General features: G+C 43.5%; 22 protein-coding genes and 1 pseudogene. 6 read left to right on the plus strand and 17 right to left on the minus strand.

All coding sequences use genetic code 11. From position 1 onward, the window contains the following. Window positions 1-2: 2 nt before the first annotated feature. The 5 genes from HYN59_RS12530 to HYN59_RS12550 form a co-directional block, all read right to left on the minus strand. Window positions 3-899 (minus strand): NmrA family NAD(P)-binding protein, encoded by an 897-nt coding sequence (locus HYN59_RS12530; RefSeq protein WP_108778581.1) that lies wholly within the window; start codon window positions 897-899, stop codon window positions 3-5. 257 nt (window positions 900-1,156) lie between these two features. Next, window positions 1,157-1,672 carry a hypothetical protein gene (locus HYN59_RS12535; RefSeq protein ID WP_108778582.1) on the minus strand — a complete coding sequence of 172 codons (516 nt, stop codon included), beginning with the start codon at window positions 1,670-1,672 and terminating at the stop codon, window positions 1,157-1,159. A gap of 1 nt (window position 1,673) precedes the next feature. Beyond that, entirely contained in the window at window positions 1,674-2,363 is a 690-nt protein-coding gene (locus HYN59_RS12540; RefSeq protein ID WP_108778583.1) for an SIR2 family NAD-dependent protein deacylase, read from the minus strand. Between the two features lie 189 nt (window positions 2,364-2,552). Next, on the minus strand, window positions 2,553-3,335 hold the full coding sequence (locus HYN59_RS12545; RefSeq protein WP_108778584.1) for an anti-sigma factor: 783 nt from the start codon (window positions 3,333-3,335) through the stop codon (window positions 2,553-2,555). Continuing rightward, a complete protein-coding gene (locus HYN59_RS12550; protein WP_108778585.1) occupies window positions 3,332-3,865 on the minus strand; it encodes an RNA polymerase sigma factor in 534 nt (177 codons plus the stop codon). The genes HYN59_RS12545 and HYN59_RS12550 overlap by 4 nt, the downstream gene beginning before the upstream one ends. A 55-nt stretch (window positions 3,866-3,920) precedes the next feature. On the opposite strand from HYN59_RS12550, the gene HYN59_RS12555 reads away from it, so the two are divergent. Continuing rightward, window positions 3,921-4,601: a TrmH family RNA methyltransferase gene (locus HYN59_RS12555; protein ID WP_108778586.1), complete on the plus strand. Its 681-nt coding sequence runs from the start codon at window positions 3,921-3,923 to the stop codon at window positions 4,599-4,601. Between the two features lie 13 nt (window positions 4,602-4,614). On the opposite strand, the gene HYN59_RS12560 is transcribed toward HYN59_RS12555, so the two are convergent. From HYN59_RS12560 to HYN59_RS12590, 7 genes are all read right to left on the minus strand, one after another. Continuing rightward, window positions 4,615-5,664, minus strand: a complete 1,050-nt coding sequence (locus HYN59_RS12560; protein WP_108778587.1) for a hypothetical protein — start codon at window positions 5,662-5,664, stop codon at window positions 4,615-4,617. Window positions 5,665-5,963: 299 nt separating this feature from the next. Beyond that, a complete protein-coding gene (locus tag HYN59_RS12565) occupies window positions 5,964-6,734 on the minus strand; it encodes a carboxypeptidase-like regulatory domain-containing protein (RefSeq protein WP_108778588.1) in 771 nt (256 codons plus the stop codon). Window positions 6,735-6,813: 79 nt separating this feature from the next. Beyond that, on the minus strand, window positions 6,814-8,655 hold the full coding sequence (locus HYN59_RS12570) for a DEAD/DEAH box helicase (RefSeq protein ID WP_108778589.1): 1,842 nt from the start codon (window positions 8,653-8,655) through the stop codon (window positions 6,814-6,816). A gap of 505 nt (window positions 8,656-9,160) precedes the next feature. Beyond that, entirely contained in the window at window positions 9,161-9,733 is a 573-nt protein-coding gene (locus HYN59_RS12575) for a non-canonical purine NTP diphosphatase (RefSeq protein WP_108778590.1), read from the minus strand. Between the two features lie 5 nt (window positions 9,734-9,738). Continuing rightward, complete coding sequence (locus HYN59_RS12580) at window positions 9,739-10,275, minus strand: hypothetical protein (RefSeq protein WP_108778591.1); 537 nt, start codon at window positions 10,273-10,275, stop codon at window positions 9,739-9,741. Then, the gene (locus HYN59_RS12585) at window positions 10,251-10,655 is read right to left on the minus strand and encodes a DUF2752 domain-containing protein (protein WP_181369433.1); all 405 of its coding nucleotides are present in this window, start codon (window positions 10,653-10,655) and stop codon (window positions 10,251-10,253) included. Before HYN59_RS12585 ends, HYN59_RS12580 begins: the two co-directional genes overlap by 25 nt. 4 nt (window positions 10,656-10,659) lie before the next feature. Then, the gene (locus HYN59_RS12590) at window positions 10,660-10,995 is read right to left on the minus strand and encodes a TM2 domain-containing protein (RefSeq protein ID WP_108778593.1); all 336 of its coding nucleotides are present in this window, start codon (window positions 10,993-10,995) and stop codon (window positions 10,660-10,662) included. 241 nt (window positions 10,996-11,236) lie between these two features. Between HYN59_RS12590 and capB the strand changes: the two genes are divergently transcribed. Further along, entirely contained in the window at window positions 11,237-12,502 is a 1,266-nt protein-coding gene (gene capB, locus HYN59_RS12595; protein WP_108778594.1) for a cysteate-C-fatty acyltransferase, read from the plus strand. A 46-nt stretch (window positions 12,503-12,548) separates the two neighbouring features. Here capB and HYN59_RS12600 read toward each other — a convergent pair whose 3' ends face one another. Together HYN59_RS12600 and HYN59_RS12605 are read right to left on the minus strand one after the other, a co-directional pair. Then, window positions 12,549-13,667 (minus strand): GTP cyclohydrolase, encoded by a 1,119-nt coding sequence (locus tag HYN59_RS12600; protein WP_108778595.1) that lies wholly within the window; start codon window positions 13,665-13,667, stop codon window positions 12,549-12,551. Window positions 13,668-13,672: 5 nt separating this feature from the next. After that, window positions 13,673-14,659 carry a transporter gene (locus HYN59_RS12605; protein ID WP_108778596.1) on the minus strand — a complete coding sequence of 329 codons (987 nt, stop codon included), beginning with the start codon at window positions 14,657-14,659 and terminating at the stop codon, window positions 13,673-13,675. Window positions 14,660-14,785: 126 nt separating this feature from the next. Here HYN59_RS12605 and HYN59_RS12610 point away from each other — a divergent pair, with 126 nt between their 5' ends. The 3 genes from HYN59_RS12610 (at window position 14,786) to HYN59_RS12620 (ending at window position 19,003) form a co-directional block, all read left to right on the plus strand. Next, window positions 14,786-15,040: a DUF4834 domain-containing protein gene (locus HYN59_RS12610; protein WP_108778597.1), complete on the plus strand. Its 255-nt coding sequence runs from the start codon at window positions 14,786-14,788 to the stop codon at window positions 15,038-15,040. Window positions 15,041-15,180: 140 nt separating this feature from the next. Next, complete coding sequence (locus HYN59_RS12615) at window positions 15,181-17,676, plus strand: YfhO family protein (protein WP_108778598.1); 2,496 nt, start codon at window positions 15,181-15,183, stop codon at window positions 17,674-17,676. A gap of 37 nt (window positions 17,677-17,713) precedes the next feature. Then, complete coding sequence (locus tag HYN59_RS12620; protein WP_108778599.1) at window positions 17,714-19,003, plus strand: glycosyltransferase family 4 protein; 1,290 nt, start codon at window positions 17,714-17,716, stop codon at window positions 19,001-19,003. 105 nt (window positions 19,004-19,108) lie between these two features. Here the strand turns inward: HYN59_RS12620 and HYN59_RS12625 are convergent. Beyond that, window positions 19,109-20,574, minus strand: a pseudogene (locus tag HYN59_RS12625) (MFS transporter). A gap of 48 nt (window positions 20,575-20,622) precedes the next feature. Between HYN59_RS12625 and HYN59_RS12630 the strand changes: the two are divergent. Next, a complete protein-coding gene (locus HYN59_RS12630; RefSeq protein WP_108778600.1) occupies window positions 20,623-21,102 on the plus strand; it encodes a hypothetical protein in 480 nt (159 codons plus the stop codon). Window positions 21,103-21,117: 15 nt separating this feature from the next. Here HYN59_RS12630 and HYN59_RS12635 read toward each other — a convergent pair whose 3' ends face one another. Then, entirely contained in the window at window positions 21,118-21,882 is a 765-nt protein-coding gene (locus HYN59_RS12635) for a polysaccharide deacetylase family protein (RefSeq protein WP_108778601.1), read from the minus strand. Between the two features lie 78 nt (window positions 21,883-21,960). Continuing rightward, on the minus strand, window positions 21,961-22,329 hold the full coding sequence (locus HYN59_RS12640; protein ID WP_108778602.1) for a ribosomal maturation YjgA family protein: 369 nt from the start codon (window positions 22,327-22,329) through the stop codon (window positions 21,961-21,963). Window positions 22,330-22,428: the final 99 nt, after the last annotated feature.

Below are 22,428 nucleotides of genomic sequence, written 5' to 3' on the forward strand. Positions count from 1 at the left end.
AATTAATTCTGTTTAAATGCCAAAGCAAATTCTTTTGCAAAGTCGGTCATTTTAACTTTACCCATAACCGGCCTGTTGCGGAAATAATCTTCCGAAAGCAATCCGGTGTGCAATGCTCCGTACATTTCAACCAGCCCGGCTGCAATCTTCGGGTTCATCCCGATAGAGGTCAGTCCGTTAAGCGCTTCCTCATCAGAAATCAATATCCATTTAAGGTCCGGCTTCCCGATAGCTTCACCTAATATTTTCGCAACTTCATTCCCGGTAAGTTCCTCACTGCCAACATAACGTATCTTCCTTCCGGTAAATGGTGTTGTAAGCTCTTCGGCAACAGCCGCGGCAATATCAATAGGGGATACCCACGGGATAAGGTCGTCTGCGCCATAGTTGGCGGCAATTACGCCCGCGTTTTTTATCATGTCGGTATAACCGTACAGGTTGTAATAAAACGACGTAGGCCGCATGTGGGTGATAGAAACTTCCTCAGGCAACTGGTCAAGGATTTTTGCAACATTGTGTGCGCCAACTAGTATTCCCGAACCTTTTTCCAAATGCGCCCCAATGGTACTGAGATTTACCAACCGCTTTACACCCGAATCTTTAATAGCCTGCGCATAATTGTTGCCCAGCCTGATGTAATAAGCGATCAGGTCAAAATCATGGTTAAAGTAATTGTTTGGCGGTACCATGCTGTACACGGCATCTGCGCCTGTAAATGTTTCAGTAAGGAAAGCGGTATCTTCCAGCGAACCGATAGCCGCAGTAGCACCCAACGCTTCAATTTCTGCCTGTTTTTCAGGGTTGCTGCTGATAACCGTTACGTCATGTCCTTTTTGCACTAATTCCTGTGTGAGTGGTTTCCCGATGTGGCCCAGTGAGCCTGTTACAATGATTTTCATATTACTGTTTTTTTGTTACTGCAAAGTTCCGCAGCAATCAAAAAACAGTTGTAGCCGAATCTATTGTCGTTGTAGCCAAATCTATACAGTGTCAGAATTGTTTAAACGATAACAACCTTGAAATTCACTTTTATGTTTTTAAATGAAGATATGATTTGGAACGCGCGTGAGGGACAGGAGCGGCATCCCCGCCTTTTTCTGGCGGGATATAGCGGATGGCCCGACGGCGGAGGAACGAAGCCGGCACGCCCAAAAAATTAACTTAAGTCGATACCATGTAATTGGGCCAGATTTTCGAAAACTTCTTTTGTCCAGCTTTTTATAGCTTGGTGAAAACTATAAAAGATTGTTTCAGGCATAGTTGTGAAGTATTCAAGCTGATTAGTTACCAACCCTGATATAGAAGTATATAATGTTGTATCATTAAAATTAAAGAAATATTGTTCACCAGAAATTCCTGTCATACTTATTGTATCATCATCATAAATTTCTTTTAACCCGAAATTTTTGATTTTGGTAATTTTTTCAAATTGCTGCTGAATTGCTGCAGGTAATGTCCCTTCAAGGTAAAACACAGGTGCACCGGAATTTTTTGGACGGAAAAAATCTATATGAAGAGAGTATTGATACAAGATATTGACATATAGCTGAATGGAGAGCAGCCTGTGCGTAAAACCATCAAAATAACGATAGGCAAATATGTGATCCTTATCCAGTTCCCATTTATTAGAGACATGGTTCATTTTTAAAATAGCGGCCGTGTCCTTGCTCATATTATATTCGGTTAACCAGCTTTTCCCTCACAATCTCCATACCCTCACTGCCCACTTTAGCAATAACTTCCACCGGATTTGTCATATACGGTATTGTAGCGGGATTCGGGTCAACATAAAAAATCGGCACATTGGGTTTTGCATAATCCATTAATCCTGCGGCAGGATATACCTGTAGTGAAGTACCAACAACAACTACAAAATCTGCTTCTTCAACAATTTCAATAGCTTCGGAAATGGCAGGGACAGCCTCGCCAAACCACACGATATGCGGGCGTAATTGGTGACCATCGGTATGCAGGTCGCCCAGGTTGATGTCCTCTTTCCATTCAAAAGCGTCATAACTGTTAATGCTGCGAGCTTTCAGCAGTTCGCCGTGGAGGTGCAGTACATTGGTGCTCCCGGCGCGTTCGTGAAGGTCATCTACATTTTGGGTTATTACGGTAACATCAAAATCCTCTTCCAGTTCTGCGATAATGCTGTGCGCTTTATTGGGCTGCACTTCAAAAAGCTGCCTTCGGCGTTGGTTGTAAAAATCGAGCACGAGCGCAGGGTTTTTACGGAAGCCTTCCGGAGAAGCTACTTCCATAACGTCATGGCCTTCCCACAGCCCGCCGGCATCGCGAAAGGTATTAATGCCACTCTCGGCGCTCACACCGGCACCGGAGAGTATTACAAGTTTCTTTTTCATTATTGGTTAGTTTCTCACAAAGTTTATTTTTTCACGTAAAGGCGCAAAGCCGCTAAGACTCATGCCGCAAAATTCCTGTATAGATCTTAAGCCGCAAAGGAGCAATGATCCGCATTCTCAACTTTGCGTCTTTGCGCCTTTGCGTGAAATTAAGCTATAGCGAATTAAAAAATCTTTGCTTGGACAAAATTACACCTTCCCTAAAGTATACAGCTGCTCCATAGTCGGCGATGCGCTTCCACCCGCCGGCTCAAGTGTGATACCGAAAGCATCTGCCTCATCGAAGTTCTCTACCTGAAGTATGCCATTGGTTTTCGAAGCGTTGTCAAGCACGCCGATGCTGGTAGGGGTAAGCGGGTCGAGCTTTAAAGCCCAAACCTGGTATACCTTGCCTTCGGGAGCTGCCGGGAGCCCGGCTATATCTACGTAAATCTCTTTCTTATTGGGGTTCACATACACCTTGGCGTAAGCTTCCGGCGCTGCGGCCTGGCCTTCGAGCGTTACGACCTTGCTGAACTTATCCCTTATAACCGAAAGTGCTTTCTCACTCTCATTATTTTTCACCTGCAGGCTGGCCACCATCTGTTCAAACTTGCCGCGCTCTTTGGTTACGGCCTGCACTTCTTTGGTCACCTCATTATATTGGTAGTACTGGTATCCTAAGCCGAACATAAGAATGACAGCTGCTGCCCACCCGAGCCAGGGCGACATACCGCGCTTCGGCTTCATTTCTACCACGCCTGAGTGTTTCTCGATAAGCTGCTGGCGGATCTTTTCGTAATTCTCCGCAGACAGGTAAGGCGCAACGCTATACGACAGGTTAATGACCGCTTTTTCAATGGAGATAATCTCGTCCCGCACTTCCTGGCTGCTTTCGGCCATTTGGTGCACCTCGTCGTTCTCCTCATCGGAAAGCCGCCCGAACACGTAAAGTTCTAATATTCCTGAATCTATGTATTCTCTCGTGTTCATTGTACTTGTAGTATGGTTCGTAATTCCTTGATGCAGCTGCGGTTTTGCGTTTTCACTGTTCCGATGGGTATTTCAAGCTCTTCCGAGGCTTCCTGCTGCGTATAGCCTTTAAAGAAAAGCAGATCGATCAGGCGGATGCATTTCGGTTTCAGCTTCTGGATGAATTCCCTTATCCCGATAGCGTCTATTTTGTTGATCACGCTGCTGTTATGGTCAAGGATATGTACGAAATTGTCGGCAGAGAGGTTTTTAAGGCTGTTATTATGGCTCTTGGAACGCAGCTTGTCGATAGACGAATTGCGCGCAATGTTGAGTATCCAGGTAAAGAACCTGCCCTTGGTGGTATTATAAGAATCGATGTTTTTCCAGATTTTTACAAAAACTTCCTGCAGTACGTCTTCGCTTTCTTCCTTGTCTTTCAGTATGTTGAAGATAATGCCGTACAGGCTTTTGGAATACATGTCATAAAGGAGCGTAAACGCCCTGCCATCTTTTTTGTAGATTTGTTCGAGTAATTCTTCCTGTGTCATGGTTTGTATTTGGTAGCCTAAATATAGGAAGATTTTTTTAACAACTGCACACCTTATGAAAAATACGGCCGATACCGCCTATCTCAATTACCTCGAAAACTTTATAACCCCGGAGCGGAGCGCTAAATTCCTGAAGGTGCTTTCGCAACGGTCGCGGCATTTTACCGTGGCTGTAGAAGATATTTTCCAGTTGCACAACACCAGCGCTGTGATGCGCACCTGCGAGATATTCGGCATACAGGACCTGAATGTGGTAGAGGAGAAGTATGGCAAGACTATCGACAAGGAAATTGCTATGGGTGCGCAAAAGTGGGTGGATGTGCACCGTTACAACTCGGTGAATGCCTGTATCGCAAAGCTAAAAGCCGATGGTTACCGGATTATTGCTACATCGCCCCACGAGGATTCCTGTATGATGGAGGATTTCGACATCGCTCAAAAGGCTGCCTTGTTCTTCGGTACGGAACGGCTGGGACTGAGCGAGGAGGTATTAAGGCAGGCCGACGGCTTCCTGAAGATTCCCATGGTTGGCTTTACCGAAAGCCTCAACATATCGTCATCAGCGGCTATTATTATCCAAAACCTTTCGCAAAGGCTGCGGCAGTCGGATATTCAATGGCAGCTTAGCGAAGGCGATATCCTGGCAAAGCGCATCGACTGGGCCGAGAAAACAATTAAGGATATTGACTTTGTGAAGGCGAGGTATTTGGAGAATTTGGAACGCGGATCAGATTGATAAAAGGACAGGCTTATATTTTAATTGAATTTATAAGCATTTCAATCTTTAATAACTTCGAATCATTAACCTTAAAATTCTTGTTATAAACATCTTCTAGATTTTCTACATAACTCTCTGATTGAAATATTTCGTTACCTAATTTTTTACTAATCAAAGAAAGTGAATTTAAAAGATTTATATAAATGTATTCATCATAACCATTTTTATATTCTAATAATTTAAGGATCGCTGGCTTAATAAAGTCCTCACGAAGTTTTAAAATATCTGTTTCTCGAGAATTTTCTCGCCTTACAATTTCAAAATAGCTCCTAAGTACCTCAAAATCTTTTACAACAGGTGTGACAATCATAGTGTTAACTATGGAGTTTAGTTTTTCACCTTCAGAATGTATTAGATCAATTTTGTCTTTAAGCTGCTTTTCATAATATAGTTTAAGTCCTTTTAGCAATTCATCATAAAAATGTAAATAATCCAGAACTTTTATGAAATCTTCTTCCCAGCTAATATTTTTATCTTTAAAATAAAAAACTAATGCTTTATAGCTTTCGAGTAAATCAAGTTTTAAAAAATTTTGATAAGCAGAAGATGTCGGTGAAGAATACATATTGCCAGATAGTGGATTATCTTTTTCCTTTGCGATAAAAACTTGTAAACTTTTGCCACTAGATTTATAAAACTCTAATAGCGAGTATAATAATGCTTTAATTATTTTTAATCTTGCTAAATTCTCTTTTTTCTCATTATCAATTTCTTTTTCTTTTTCCCTATTTAGTGTATCATTAAAAATTTTCCTTTGAATTTGATTAGCCTTTATTTGCATATAAAATGCCAAAAAAATAATAAGTATTCCAACTAAAGCTATGAAAGGATTCATTATCCCCCCTAAGGTGTCACCAATTGCTCCTGTCTTTGTAAAATCAAAATTTGAATTACTAGTATATCTAGTAAAGAGATATGGAGTAAAAAATGAAAATATTATTAAAACAATAGAAAATATAAGTAGAGAAATTGTAACTCTATCCCAATTTCTAATTTCTTTAAATTTAGTTTCTTGTTCCATAGATTAATTGTTAAAGCAAATCTACAGAATTGATTTTTAATTCCTTTGAGTAAAACCACCTGTTTTAATCAGCCACGTAATTTCCACCAATAATATATGGCTCCGACCTTTGGAACCACAATCCAACGACCCAACATTTTGATTATTTGAAATAGGAGATAAGTAGTAGGAATATAAGAAATTTTACTTGCTCTCATTTATGAATTTTGAGATTTCTCCACTCCGCAGGCTACGGTCGAAATGACACGCACCATAAGAAAATCCGCGTCATCCGCGTTCCATAAAATGCAAACTAAAACCTAATTCCTATGCAGTACCTTATATTCCTCATAGCACCCACTAATGGCATCCATGATCTGTAGGTCATTGGCGGTGGCGATGAATTCCTGGGAGTAGTTGCAATGCTCGAGTACATCGGCAATATCATCTTTAGTAATGCCTAACAGTGCGGCCAGTGTTTCGCGGTCAAACTTCGTGGCAAGGGCATTGCGCACGGTGTCGTCCTTTTTCATTTCCCGGAGCCTTCGCATTTCGTTGGGTTTCTTCCCGAAAATGTTGTTTAGCAGGTCGGCGGGGTTCAGCATACTGCTCAAAACCCTACGGAAGGCATTAGGGGAGTGTTCGCCGCCTTCGTATCCGTAAGGGAGTCCGGTAATGCTGTAACGGTAATTCTCTTTTACAGGAGCCAGCTTAGAGTCGATCTGGAGATAGCCTGTGAGATGGTATTTGTCAATAACAACTTCCTCAAGCGTATAAGCGCGCTCGGTCAGTGGTATTTTGGTAACGTTCTTGAATTTTATCCAGTCATTGGTTACCCTGACTTTAATGGACTGGAAACCGATATAGGAGATATGCAGCGTATCATTTACAGCCGCCTCAATGGTAAAATTACCTTTCACATCGGTCGTTACGCCTTTAACCCTGTTGATATTGATGATATTCACTCCTGGTATGGGCTGCAGGGTAATGTCGGTTATAATGGTACCCGACACTGTTTCGGCCTTTGGGCGGTCCTGCGAAAAAGAGGCAAGGGTAAAAAATGAAAATAAAAAAACTACAAAATATCTCATCGGCTGCTTATATGTCGTAAAAGTAATAAACAAACGGGATATTTTGTAGTTAGTATATATTTAAGCTAAATATTTTCTTTTAGCTCCTTCTTGGCTTCCTTGAAGGGGATAGAGAATCGCTCCTTCTTGGCGGGCGTCCCGAAGAACTCTGGTTCCTTGCGCCACTCCTGCCACCGCCAAAAGATTCGCCCCTGCGCTCATTCCTGGCGCCGCGGTCGGTACTCCTGTCGCCGCCGCCACTGCGTCCAAAGCTGCCACCGCCGCTTCTTCCGTTGTGGTCCCTGCGTCCGCCGTTATCGCGTCCGTCATTCTTGGAAACTTCAACATTGATCCTGCGGCCCTCAAGGTGCATGCTGTTCAGTGTGTCAAGCACAAGCTGCGAGTGTTCGGCATCCGTATTAAAGAATGAGAAACCTTCTTTTACATCTACTTTAAACACATCGTCACGGCCAAGCCCAAGCGTATCGCGAAGGAAATCTTTAAGGCTCATCCAGTCGAAGTTATCCCTAGACCCGATGTTCACGAAGTAGCGTGTTGCGCCGCTTCCGCTTCCGCCGCTGTTCGACTCGAAACTTTCCCTTCTGTCCGAACCTGCTTTTTGCGCAGAAAGGTCCCTGTTCTTTTTGTAGTAGCTGATGAACCTGTTGAACTCTACCGATACCATTTTCTTGATAAGCTCCTCTTTGGTAAGGTCTTTCATCACTTCATATATGGCAGGAAGGTAGGAATCGATCTCGTGGTCAACCTCTACATCTTTAATTTTATTGGCAAGGTGGAAAAGCTGTATCTCACAGATTTCCATTCCCGAAGGTATTGTTTTCTCCTCAAACTTTTGTTTGATAATGCGCTCAATAGCAGATATTTTGCGTAGCTCACTTTTAGTGATGATTACGATAGAGGTACCCAGTTTTCCGGCACGGCCTGTACGCCCGCTACGGTGGTTGTAAGTCTCTATCTCGTCAGGAAGCTGGTAGTTCACCACGTGCGTTATGCTGTCAACGTCGATACCCCTTGCGGCAACGTCGGTAGCCACAAGCATTTGTATCTGCCTGTTACGGAACGATTTCATTACGCTGTCGCGCTGCGCCTGGGAAAGGTCGCCGTGCAGCGCTGCTGCGTTGTATCCATCCTCGATAAGCTTTTCAGCGACAGCCTGCGTGTCCCTTTTGGTACGGCAGAAAACTACCGAGAAAATGTCGGGGTTGGCATCAGCTAAACGCTTAAGCGCCTCATAACGGTCGCGTGCATTTACAAGGTAAAACTCGTGCGATACGGTAGACGAACCTGAGTTCTTGTGGCCTACGGTAATCTCAAGCGGCTTGCGCATGAATTCTTTTGCGATCCTGGCAACTTCCTGCGGCATGGTAGCCGAGAAAAGCCATGTGCTCTTGTCGTCCGGCGATGTAGAAAGGATGTTTACGATATCATCGTAAAAGCCCATGTTCAGCATCTCATCGGCCTCATCAAGGATACAGAAATCGATTTTAGAGATGTTTACCAGCCCGCGGTTGATCATGTCCTGCATCCTTCCCGGAGTAGCAACGATGATCTGCGCGCCGCGCTTAATTTCCCTGGCCTGTTCTGTAATGCTCGCCCCACCGTAAACGGCAACGGTATTGATGCCTTTAATGTACTTGGAGTAAAGCTTGATTTCGTTGGTGATCTGGAGGCAAAGCTCACGTGTAGGTGAGAGTATAAGTGCCTGTGTGTTCCTGTTTTCAGGGTTTATTTTTTGGATAAGCGGAAAACCGAATGCCGCTGTTTTCCCTGTCCCCGTTTGCGCAAGCGCTACAATATCTGTATCTTTTTCCAATAAGAGGGGAATCGCTTTCTCCTGTACTTCTGACGGATTCTCAAATCCTAGATCGTTTATCGCCTTCAGAAGCGATTCATTCAATCCTAATTGTTCAAATTTATTCATGTATATTTTTAAAATTGGTGCAAAGGTACTGTATATTAGCGACATAATCTAATACGGTTTGCAGTTTTATTCTAATTAAATAAATTGAAAATCAGAATGTTAAGAATCTGTAAAATTGATAACAGGCGTTATGTGCTGACATGAACGTCAAAATTGTGTATTCTTGACGAACAATCTTTACGCTAATTTAAGTGTAATCTTACAGGGAGCTGAATATAAATTTTGGGCGTGCCGCTTCCGCAGGCCTGCCTCTGCCGGCAGGCAGGCTACAGCGCCGGGCCATCCGCTATATCCCTCCGCAAGCTACGGGGATGCCGCTTCTGTCCCTCACGCAACTTCACTCGGACGGCACAGGTGGGCGTGTCATTCTTACAAACGAAAAAGTTCCGCAAAGTCAGAGACATTCCGAAGCAGATGTTCATTCTGCGAAAAAATTAGTGGAATTTGTAGCAAAAATCCGTGAAAATCCGCCCTATCCGCGTCATCCGCGTTCCATTTTCAGGATTTAGCCTTTCAAAAACGCAATCAACTGCGCCACGGCCCGTCCGCGATGGCTCATCTGTGCTTTTTCGTCCAGCGATATTTGTGCAAAAGTTTTGTCGAGCCCTTCGGGGATGAAAATAGGGTCGTAGCCAAAGCCGCCTTCACCTGCCTTTTCATAAGTGATGTGGCCGTTCACTATTCCGGTGAATAAATGCTGCTGGCTGTTTAGGTTCAGCGCAATAACGGTTTTAAAATTGGCATTACGGTTAGGATTGTTGCCAAGTTCCAATAACAGCCGGTGCATATTATCGTTGGCATCCTTCTGTTCGCCTGCATACCGCGCCGAATATACGCCGGGTGCACCGTTCAGCACATCGACTTCAAGGCCGGTATCGTCGGCAAAGCAGTCATAGCCGTAGTTTTGGGTAACATAGTCGGCTTTCAGGATTGCATTCCCTTCAATTGTATCGGCAGTTTCGGGGATATCTTCAAAACAGCCAATATCCTCCAGGCTGAGCAGCTCAATGTCCCGCGGAAGCTGGTGCTTTATCTCGAGTATTTTGTTCTTGTTATTGGATGCGAAAACCAGCTTCATTCCGCTTACAATTTATAAGGGTCGCGGTTTTCCTTTGCGCACAGGGCATCGGTAATATTGGCAATAAGGAACCAGCGTACGTTATAACCTTTCTTCACCTGGGTTGCGGTATAGATCACGCTGAAAAATTCCACAAGATTAAAGAACAGCACCAACGATAGGTAGATCCAGTAGTATATCGTTGCAGAAGAAAAAATATCAATTACTGTCGCGTGGTGCTCATAGTAGGTATGCCTTTCAATGTCGCGGAGGTCTATGGAATCGTTTTTAAAGATGATCGACACCGTCCACCAGAAAAGAAAGCTGTTAAATGGCAGCATGACCAACTGTGCCAGTATCGACTGTATGCAGTGCCACCTGATGAAATATATAGTCCTCCTGTTGGCAAGATAATACCCAAACGAGGCGAGAACATTAATAATAGGTAGCGGAAGGCCTGCTATTATGGCTACTACCGTCATAAGGTAGGCGTTGGCAGCCTTTTCGTATTCCTGCGGGTATATTATTTCTTCGTGCTTTATAGTCCCTTCTGTATATTCCATGCCCAGTTTAAAATTATAAGGATAGCCAGAAGTATGGCGACCCATTTTATCCTAACAATATTTTCAAATTTCAGGTAACCTTTGTATAAAGTATCTTTTTTTGTAATGACGTCATAAACCAGCCACAAGGGGAGCGCTATCATTAATAAAGCCATGAACAAGCCTATCGGGTTTATTAGGATGGCTTCAGTAATGTGTCCTTTGGCAACTGCCATTACAGATCGGGTAGTGCCACAAGAAGGGCAGGCTACACCTGTTGCGTTTTTAAACAGGCAGGGCGTAAAGCTGCTGTGCTGCGCATGTTTCCATGCATAGGCCAGCCAGCCGTATCCGCCTGCAATTATAAAACCGGTCAGCAGGTATAACCTGTTTCTTGTCATTTTACTATAGGAATGGCTGTAGCTTCTCCATGTTTTTCTGGCGGGTGGCATCCATGATAAGGAACCAGTCTACGATAGACCATATACCCATACCGCCGCATGTTAGCAATTTACCTACTCCAAGGCCTGTATCTCCGATAAGGAAACGGTCGATACCAAAACCTCCTGCAAGAAGCGAAACGATGATGATTGTTGTAGGGTCTTTATACTCAATAGATTGTATCATTGCCCATTTTGAATCGTCAGCCGCAAGAAGCCTTTCGCGGATGTAGTTAAGGTGTTGGCTCTGAAAAAATTTGCCGTTCGTCATTAGGAACATGTCTACCTTTTGTGCGTCCATTTTAATTGGTGTTTTTGGTTATTAATGCCGTAAAACTATAAAAATATTTTTATTAGTTAAGTATTTCTTAAATTTTAACAGATATATTGATTGAACTTCCATTATGTGACAGAAAATTGCGTGCGAAGCCATGCGTGCAAAAACACAACGATTTATTGCCGTAATGTTTCAAAATTATTATGACAAAACAGATTTAATAATTACTTTTGGTGCGTTTTTTAAAGCACACAATACTTGAATTATGGTAAAAGATCTTTTTGAAAGGATACAAAAAAATAAAGGCCCTTTAGGGAAGTGGGCTTCACAGGCTGAAGGCTATTATGTTTTCCCTAAGCTGGAAGGCCCGTTGTCAAGCAGGATGATGTTCCATGGTAAGGAAGTCCTAAACTGGAGCATCAATGATTACCTTGGCCTTGCCAACCACCCGGAAGTTAGAAAAGTGGACGCAGAGGCTGCAGCTGAATATGGTTCGGCCTACCCGATGGGGGCGAGGATGATGAGCGGGCACACTACGTTCCACGAGCAGCTGGAACGGGAACTGGCATCCTTTGTACAAAAAGAATCGGCTTATCTTTTGAATTTCGGTTACCAGGGCATGGTATCTACCATTGATGCCCTTGTTTCTAAGAACGATGTTATTGTTTATGACGTTGACTCACACGCGTGTATTATAGATGGTGTGCGCCTACACATGGGCAAGCGCTTTACCTACAAGCATAATGATGTGGAAAGCCTCGAAAAAAACCTGGAGCGCGCTACCAATATGGCCGAGACCACAGGCGGCGGTATCCTTGTTATAACCGAAGGTGTTTTCGGTATGCGCGGACAGCAGGGTAAACTAAAAGAAATCGTTGCACTTAAAGAAAAATATAACTTCAGGCTGTTAGTAGATGACGCGCACGGTTTTGGCACATTAGGTAATACAGGTGCCGGGGCGGGCGAGGAGCAGGGCTGCCAAGACGGTATCGATGTATATTTTTCTACATTCGCAAAATCCATGGCAAGTATAGGCGCTTTTGTGGCTGCCGATAAAGATGTGATCGACTTCCTGAAATACAACCTTCGTTCACAGATGTTCGCCAAGTCATTACCGATGTTGCTCGTAAAAGGTGCACTGAAACGCCTTGATATGCTGCGCACTATGCCGGAACTGAAAGCAAAACTTTGGGAAAATGTAGATGCATTGCAGAATGGCCTTAAGGAAAGAGGCTTCAACATAGGAGATACCAATACCTGCGTTACGCCTGTGTACCTTGAAGGAAGCATACCGGAAGCCATGGTGATGGTAAACGATCTCAGGGAGAATTACAGCATATTCCTTTCTATAGTGGTGTACCCTGTTATCCCGAAAGGTATTATACTTTTAAGGATGATCCCTACCGCAACACATACTATGGAAGATATCAACCAGACACTGGCTGCTTATGAAGCCATCCGCGAAAAGCTCGAGAACGGTACTTACAAACAGATAGCTGCCGCGACTACAGTGGATGTAGATGCTGAATAAACTTTATAATAGCAATAAAAACGCCCCGTATTCCGGGGCGTTTTTGTTATAAATCTTTACGATAGGTCCTCCTTCTCTTATTTACAACAGGATCAAAGTTCTTCCAGAGGTTGTGCATGGCATAATTATCCTCCAGCTCCGGGGTGCGGATACAGTTGCGGATATTGTTCTTTTTAAAGACTTTATAATACTCGTCGAATATAATGGCCGTAACACCTTTATTCTGGTATTCCGGCAGGATGCCTATCAGGTAGAAAACCACGTCCTTGCTGTTCTTTTTTGCCTTAAGCAAGTGGATGAAACCGAAAGGGAAAAGTTTCCCGTTGGCTTTTTTCATGGCTTCAGAGAAGGAAGGCATTACAATTGTAAATGCTACTAACTTGCCGTTGGCATCTTCAATGAATTTTATATAGTCAGGATTAATAAGGCCGACATATTTCTTTTTGAAATATTCCTTCTGTACATCGGTCACTGCTACAAATGATGAAAGCTTTTCATAGGTTTCGTTAAAAAGGTCGAACATTTTATCTACATAGGGCATAACCTCTTTGGTCGACCTGAAATTTATAGCCTTAAGGCCATAGCGCTTTTTGATCAGCTCGCTGGCTTTCAGGAACGGAGCCGGGTCTACGTTGTTAAATGAAAAGATGCTCTCGCGGTATTCTTTTTCCATCACGAAGCCAAGCTTTTCAAGATGCTCTTTATAATAAGGGTAATTGTACCAGGTAATCATGGTGCCCATCTGGTCAAAGCCTTCGGTAAGCACGCCTACCTTATCTAGATTGGAAAACCCGAGCGGGCCTTCGGCATACTCCATGTGGTTCTCCCTTCCATATTCATATACTTTTTCCAGGAGGGCTTTAGTTACTTCAATATCATCAATAACATCGAACCAGCCGAAGCGTACCTTCTTTTTTTGCTGGTTGTTCACTTCTTCCCAGTTGATGATGGCCGCTATCTTTCCAACAATCTTATTGTCGCGGTAGGCAAGGTAGAAATGGGCATCGGCATGTTGGAAAGCCGGGTTCTTTTCTTTATCAAAACTCTCGAGTTCCTCGCTTATCAATGGCGGTATCCAGTACGGGTTGTCTTTGTACAGGCCAAAAGAAAATGTAACAAAGTCTTTGAGCTCCTTTTTTGTCTTAGCTTCTTTAATGGTTATCATAGCGCTTAATTTCCTTCTACAGGGGCAACTTCATCGATTCTTTTATTCTTGTCCTTTTTGCGTTTTTCCTTCTCCGCTTTTTTCTTCTCTTTTTCTTTTTTCAGCTCATCTTCGCGGTCGCCTTTGCCAGGCATGAGCACATCTTTATAGTCCGCATCAAATCGCCAGGAAAAGCCAATGCCGCCATACAATATCGAAGGCGTGTTCTTAAAGTTCGTGCTGACAGACGCATCAAGCTGCATACTTTCGTTCAACAGGTGCGCCGCCCCAACCCGTACGATCCCATCGGCATAATAATCGCTTTTGTACCCCTGGAATTCTGCAAAACCTGACCATGTGGCATTAAAACCTCTTGTCAGTGTCGTAATAAAGCCATAGCTAGGATAGTCGGTGGTAACTTTGTCAGCTATAAAGTTGTTTACCCACACCCATTTGCCGAAATGATTGTGCGTTATAAGCATTGCTTTAGGGCTTATTCCGTCGTTGGGAAATGTGTACGGATTGTTCTTGCCCATTATATTCACGCCTACATAGCCTGCGAGCGCCGGTATCAGGCTGCGCCAGCGGAATTTGCGGTTGGCCTTCCAGCTGTAAAGATTCTGTTTCGGGGCATAATTTTTATCAGGGTCATAGAACATATATTTCCCGCCAATCACCATTTGCCTGAAGTTATTGCGGGTATAGGTCTCTAACGCATTGGTATACTGGTCGAACTGGTATTGTGTATTGACGATCAGTTCCAGCTCTTCCATAAAAGCGCCATAACGTAAGGTAAAGTCGAGCCCCGCGCCACGAGCCTTATAATTAAGTACATCATGCTTTTCCGTGATGCCGTAAATCCCGGTTTCGAACTGCATGACACTCTGCCCCACAGCAAAGGCTGACATCGACTGGCCGGGCCTGTTGGTGTTGATCTCATCGGTATATTGTGCTGATGCAATCGCAGAACTCAGTGCTAAAACGAGGGAAAATAATTTTCTTGTAGTAGTCATGTTTGGCGCGTTTATTGGACGTAGTTAGTTATGGTAATCCAAAAGTAGTATATTTATTATTATTTTAAGAGCCGCGATTTAATTTTAAGGAACAGATTAATTAATTTTGATAAAATTTTAAGATACATGGTTACGGCATCTTTTACAGGATTTTTGAAAACAATCATTATATTGATATTGGTATACTACACGCTTAAGTATCTGCTGAAGCTATTTGCACCGGTGATTATCCAGCAGGTAGTAAAAAAAGCAGAACAGTCGTTTTACGAGCAGCAGCAAAATGTACAACAGCCCCGGCAGCAGGAGTTTACCAATACCTCAGCAAGGCCAAGGGAAAAGAAAAAAGTTGGCGAATACATAGACTTTGAAGAACTTGAATGATACAGCCCCTCATAGTGAGGGGTTTTTTATTTCTTTGTTAATAAGTTTGACCGAAAGAGCATACAGCATTAATTACGCCACAATGACAGCAGTTTTCGGGAAAATAAGTATCTTCACGGCGTTTTTTACAAATACACTTTATGAAGAATATCAATAAGCTCTACCCGCATTTCCTGGCAATTATAGGATTTGTATTTGTTTCCCTTATCTACTTTTATCCTGTGCTGCAGGGCAAAAAAATCTACCAGTCGGATATTGCGCAGTACACCGGGATGGCCAAGGAACAGAACGATTTCCGTAAGGAAACAGGGCAGGAGCCTTATTGGACAAACTCGGCTTTTGGCGGTATGCCCACCTACCAGATGGGTGCCAACTATCCGCATAATTATATCAAACAGCTGGATGCGGCAATACGCTTCCTTCCACGTCCGGCAGATTATATGTTCTTGTATTTCGCAAGCTTCTATGTGCTGCTGTGCACGCTGAAAATAGATCCGCTCAAGGCATTTTTCGGGGCATTGGCATTCGGGCTTTCCACCTATCTGGTCATAATATTGGGTGTAGGGCACAATGCCAAGGCGCACGCCATTGCCTATATGCCGTTGGTTGTAGCGGGAGTGCTTATGGTATTCAGGCAACGATATATAGCGGGGGGATTACTGACGATGGTTGCTGCCGCCCTGGAGATCAATGCCAACCACTTCCAGATGACCTATTACCTGTTATTGTTGCTACTCGTAATTTATATGTACTACCCCGTGCATGCAATCAAAATAAAAGAATACAGGCACATAGCAATTTCTGCCGGTGTGTTTGCCATAGCTGGCCTCCTGGCAATTGGCGTAAATGCTACCAACCTGATGGCAACTTCTGAATATGCCGATGCGAGTATCAGGGGTAAAAGCGAACTGACCCTGAACCCTGACGGCACTAAAAATACCACGGAGTCGTCTATGGACCACGACTATATTACAGAATACAGCTATGGCATTGCGGAGAGCTTCGACCTAATAGCCCCGCGGCTTTTTGGCGGTGGCAATGGCGAGAACGTAGGCAAGGATTCCCATATGTACAATTTTGTACTGGAACAGGGCGCGTCTCCTGCCGAAGCAGACCAATTCGCTGCAAATGTCCCGACCTACTGGGGTGACCAGCCTATTGTTGAAGCCCCGGCTTATATAGGTGCGATAATATTTTTTCTTGCCGTGTTGGCCTTATTCAATGATAAGAGGAAAATTAAATATGCTTTTTTGGCAGGCACATTGCTGTCGCTGTTTTTGTCATGGGGCAAGAACTTCCCGGCGCTTACCGACTTCTTTATAAATTATGTGCCGCTTTACGACAAGTTCAGGGCAGTATCATCCATCCAGGTAATACTCGAGCTGTGTATGCCTTTACTGGCATTCATGGGGCTGCAGTCGTTTTTTAAATCCGACAAAGAGCAGCAATGGAAATCACTTTGGATGTCGGGCGCGGTGGTGCTGGGCATTCTTGTATTGCTATTCGTATTCAAGGGCAGCTTCAGTTTTGTCGGCCTGAACGATATGAAATATAAGGAGATGTATGGCGAAATGGGCCAGGCCTTTGTAGATGCATTGCAACAGCAGCGGAAGGACATGTATTCTTCCGACCTCATCCGTTCGTTTATACTTATACTTTTGGCAGCCGCAACATTATGGGCTTTTATCAAAAATAAGCTTTCGGGTACTGTGACTATAATAGTAGTTGGATTATTAGTGGTGGGCGACCTGTTCTTTATCGACAGGAATTACGTGAACAATGAAAATTTTGTATCTGCCAGCAAGGTTGACAGGCCGTTTGAGGCAACACCCGCAGACGAATTCATACTACAGGATACTACTTACTACAGGGTGTATGATTTCCAGGGAAGGTTGCAGGGCCGTACATCCAACTTCCACAACGCAGTAGGGGGATACAGCGCGGTAAGGCCTCGCAGGTTCGAACAGCTGTTCAATTATATTGTAGAGCCGGGTATCGCTAACCTGATGGGTTCTATCGACCAGAAAACAATGTCTATAACTAAGCCGGTTCCTGTGCTTGATATGCTGAATGTAAAGTACATATTGCTGCAATCGCAGGAAGGCGAAGATATTCCGGTTACCAATACGTTTGCCAATGGACCTGCGTGGTTTGTAAGCAGCGTAAAGCCTGTTGATACGGCCGATAAAGAGATACAGTCGCTAAAAGAGATCGACTCCAAAAAAGTCGCGGTTATCAATACGGTGCAGTTCAAAGATGCCGTTAAAAAAACGACCTATCAGGCGGACAGTACTGCCACCATAAAGCTGGTAACACACAAGCCGAATTATTTAAAGTATACTAGTAATAATGCCAATGAAGGCCTGGCCGTATTCTCTGAAACCTATTATGCTGACGGGTGGAATGCCTATATTGATGGCAAGGCAGCGCCGCATTTCAGGGCCGATTATGTGTTGCGTGCCATGAATGTCCCTGCCGGAAAGCACACTATAGAATTCAAATTTGAGCCACAGGTAGTAAAAACAGGAAGCAGGATAGCATTATTCAGCTTTATAGGAATGCTGCTGTTGCTTGTGGCGGGGATCTATTTTGAAACGAAGAAGGCAAAGTCGCAGTCCCAGTCCCAGTTCAAATAGTTTCGGCTAAAGTCTAGTAATCTAATATCTAACGATCTTGAAAAAGGTTCTCATAGTCACCTACTATTGGCCGCCTGCGGGTGGGCCGGGCGTACAGCGCTGGCTGAAATTTGTGAAGTACCTGCCTGAGTATGGTATCGAGCCTGTTGTCTACATCCCTGAGAACCCTACCTACCCATTACTTGATGAGGGATTGCTGAGTGAAGTAAATCCTGATGTGACGATCATAAAGCAAAAGATTACTGAGCCGTATGCCTGGGCTTCGATGTTCTCGAAAGGGAGTACCAAAAAAATAAGCTCGGGTATTATCCCGAATAAAAAGAAGCAGTCCTTTGTTCAGCGTATGATGCTGTGGGTGCGGGGCAACCTGTTCATTCCCGATGCACGTGTGCTGTGGGTAAAGCCATCCGTTGCATTTCTTTCCAAATATATTCAGGAAAATGACATTAACACTGTAATCACCACCGGGCCGCCGCACAGCCTGCACCTGATAGGGTTGAAGCTAAAGCAAAAAATAGACATAAAATGGGTGGCCGATTTCCGTGATCCCTGGACGACCATAGGTTACCACAAAGAACTGAGGCTTTCTGCTTCCGCAGAAAAAAAGCATAAATTGCTCGAAAAGCAGGTACTTACATCGGCAGATACAATCCTTGTAACCAGCCCGACCACCAAAAAGGAGTTTGAAGCACTGACTTCAAGGCCTATCCATGTGATCACCAATGGCTATGATGTTGAAAAAATAGCGAAACAGCCTTTGGATGGGAAATTCACGCTGGCGCACATCGGGTCGTTCCTTTCAGAGCGCAACCCCGCAATATTATGGGAAGCTTTGTCAGAACTGGTTTTGGAAAATGAAGAATTCAAATCGCAATTTGAACTAAAGCTCATCGGTGCAGTTAGCCAGGAAGTGCTGAATTCCATCGCCAGCATGAAGTTGGATGTTTATATAAATAATTTAGGTTATGTACCGCACGAAAAGGCGATAGCAGAGCAGCGGAGATCGCAGGTGCTTTTATTGGTCGAAATTGATAGTGACGATACCAAATGCATCATTCCCGGAAAGCTCTTCGAGTATATGGTTTCCGAAAGGCCGATAGTAGCTATCGGTCCAAAGGATGCTGATTTTGCTGAAATTATGAGGTCTACAAACACAGGTATTTTTGTCACGTATGATGAAAAAGCAAAGCTTAAGCAGGGTATACTGAACTATTTCGAAGCCTATTCCCAAGGCAATTTGAAATCACATCCTGTTGGGCTGCAGCAATATTCCCGTAAGAATTTGACCGGGGAGTTGGCTAAGGTTTTAAGAGGAATTGCAAAGTAGCAAAGTTTCAAAGTAATAAAGTTTGATTCCTGTCTAAAAATCTAAAAGTCTAATATCTAACAGTCTGAATAAAAAAATCCCGCCATCTGCGTGAGATGACGGGACTTAACAAACCAACCAACCAATTATTACAAAGCTCATGAATGAGATCCATGTATAATGTCTATTGCAAGTTGTGTGCCAAAACCTGATATTAATGTAATTATTTTTATTACAATTATTTTTGGTGAATGTGCCTGTTTTTGCTGTGTCTTTCATGGTAATATACACCAGCAGAGATAAGAAAATACAACCTGTCACATACCAATAAAAATACGTTTCATGGCCGGACTCCTTAAATGACAGTGCGATATATTCGGCTGTGCCGCCAAATACTGCCACCGAAACAGAGTAGGAGAAGCCAACGCCCAGTGCGCGTATTGCTGTTGGGAAGAGTTCGGCCTTTACTACGGCATTAATAGAAGTATAACCGCTCACAATAATGAGTGCTATCATAATAAGCCCGAAAGCTTCCCATTTTCCAGTGGCCGCACTTATGCCCGAAAGCAGCGGATAGGTGGCAAGTGTGCCTAATATCCCGAAACCTGTCAGCAGGGGCTTGCGGCCTATCTTATCAGACAAGGCGCCAAACAAGGGCTGGAGTGCTGCGAACAGTATTAGCGACAGGAAGATGATAAGCGTTGACTCACTTTTGGTAAGCTGTCCGGTATTGACAAGGAATTTTTGCATATAGGTGCTGTAGGTATAAAAGGCCAGCGTACCGCCCATGGTAAGGCCTACTACGGTAAGCAGGGCCTTTGGATGACGGAAGAGTTCTTTTAGTGAGCCGTTTCCCTTTTTTATACTAGCCGGTGTTTCCGTTTTTTCAAATTCGGGGGTTTCTTCCATGTGGGAACGAAGATAGAGCGCGACTAAAGACAAAACCGCGCCAATAGCAAATGGTATCCGCCAGCCCCATTCGCTCAATTGCACTTCGGTAAGGAAAAGCTTTTGTAGTGCAAGCTGTATGCCTAATGCTATAAGCTGGCCGCCAATGAGGGTAACATACTGAAAGCTCGAATAAAATCCCCTGTTATTTGCTGTGGCCATTTCGCTTAGGTACGTGGCCGAAATACCGTATTCGCCGCCAACGCTCAGGCCCTGCAATAGCCTGGCAAGCAATAAAAGCGCCGGTGCCAGCACACCAATAGTGGCGTATGAAGGTGTCAGTGCAATAAGCAGCGACCCGACGACATGAGCAATACCGATAATGTCATCGAGTATTTACGTCCCACTTTATCCGCCAGGCTGCCAAAAAGCCACCCGCCAATGGGGCGCATCAGGAACCCGACCGCAAAAATGCCCGCCGTATTAAGCAGTTGTGCGGTGCTGTCGCTTTCCGGAAAGAAAACCGGCGCAAAGTAGATAGAAAAGGCAGAATAGGCATACCAGTCATACCATTCTACAAGGTTGCCGGCAGAGCCGCTGATAATAGACCTTAGACGTGATGAGGTGGTTCTTGTTGTGTTTATATCTGTGTTCATTCGGGTTATATTCCTAACGAATATAATCAATCCCCCAAAGACTTCCATAAACGGATTGATATTTGATATCACGATCTATTTCAGTAATTTTATTGCATGAAAGAGCTTACAGTAAAAAGACAGGATAAATTATATACAATTTATAATGGTGACTCTGTTTACGGGCAAATCATTTTTGATGATAAAGGATTCGGGGCAGCGATTATTGTTGATGGGAACATCTACCGAACCGAACAGGAAAACCCAAAAAGTGCAAATAAAATATTGAAACATAATGATACAATACTCTTCAGATTTAAATATGATAAAATTTGGGGAGGTGCCACATTACAATCAGGTAATGAGGATATGGGTTACAGTATCATTGGGAAATGGTTTAAGCCGGGAACGCGGCTTATAGATAAGGATAAAACCGATCTTGTCGTGGTAGTTTCCAGCCAGGGATTTAAGACTAAAATTAGAACGGAAATCCACGACGAAACTATTGCACCTGTCATGGTAATGGCCACTATTTATTATCATTTGTATGCATCTGCCGCGAAAACTATGGCAGTAGGCATAATTAGCGGTATGTAATCACAATCCCTGAAATCATAAATTTTCAAGATCCGAGATCCTGTAAAACCTCATATTATTTGTTTTCACGTAGTCGCAGATGGCAAAAAGCGTGTCATAGTCCGTTTCGTATTCTCCATTAACGGCTTCAACCGGACGATGCGCATAAAAGATTACAATCTTATTATGGTCGCGGGCATATTCTAAAAGCGACAGGAAATAGGGAACGCTAAAATGAGGATAGCTTTTATCGAGGCCAAGCCCGTATACAAGATGGTTGCCCGTATAATAACAATTTTGCGAAGAGGGTGGCAGCTGCCCATAGGTTGTGCCCCGCACCATACCAAATTCTTTTAAGAGGACACCATCTGTTGTTGCATTCCTCGAGCCGAAAGGATAAGCAAACGATTCGGCATGAAGCTGGTTGGCATCCATCAGCGCCATCATAGGGTAAATTTCAGTTTCAAGGTAAGCATCGGCTCCGTGCTGGGCTATGTAGTTGCGCGCATCGAGATGGTTTAGTCCATGGGCTGCAATTTCATGCCCGTAGTCTTTCAACGTATGCAGCTCCCCAATTTGTGAACTGTTAAGCGTACCAAATTTTGTTACAAAGAAAGTAGCCTTCCAGCCTGTAGGTTTTAATGCCTGGTGAACATCGGCCCAGTCGTCTATATAATCATCATCAAAAGTAATCACTACGCCGGGCTGGTAACCGGTTTCAATACTTGTACGGCCGTTTTCGTTGGTACATGAAAACAAAACAAGCACCAACGCTATAAGGTAGTATCGGGTTAATTTCATCGATTGGGAAACAAAAAAAATCCTACAAAAAATCAAATGTAAAGAAAAAGTTAATATTTACGTCATTAACTTAAATATCTATTTTTTTCTGCTTTTCTCGACTATTATTACAATTGCAATTCCAATGATATACGTAAGGATGTCCATCCATGCAAAAGATGTCCCAATAACTGTCCTGAAAAATTTTGAATCCTGCAGGCCCAGCACTTCAATGATTTTCAGGTATTGAAGGGTCTCCACCAAAAAAGCAAAGAGCAGTACGCCTATTGCTACAGGAGTTTCCGGCACCCTGAAAAACGATTTTATAAAGCAATAGATAAGAATGACAACCAACACATCGCCGATATAAGGCCTGATGATCCTGTCATGCACGTAGAGCGCTATAACGACTTCGATAACAAATAGCAGGATTGTAATTATGAAATAATTTCTTTTGAAGGTGAACATAGCTTGATCAGTGTTGATATGATATCAACGCTGCCGGCTGTTAAAAATTATCTTACAATTCAAAATTAAAAAAGCCGCTCAAAAAAGCGGCTTCCGTTT

It is taken from the genome of Flavobacterium album, from assembly GCF_003096035.1.
Taxonomy (GTDB): Bacteria; Bacteroidota; Bacteroidia; order Flavobacteriales; family Flavobacteriaceae; genus Flavobacterium; species Flavobacterium album.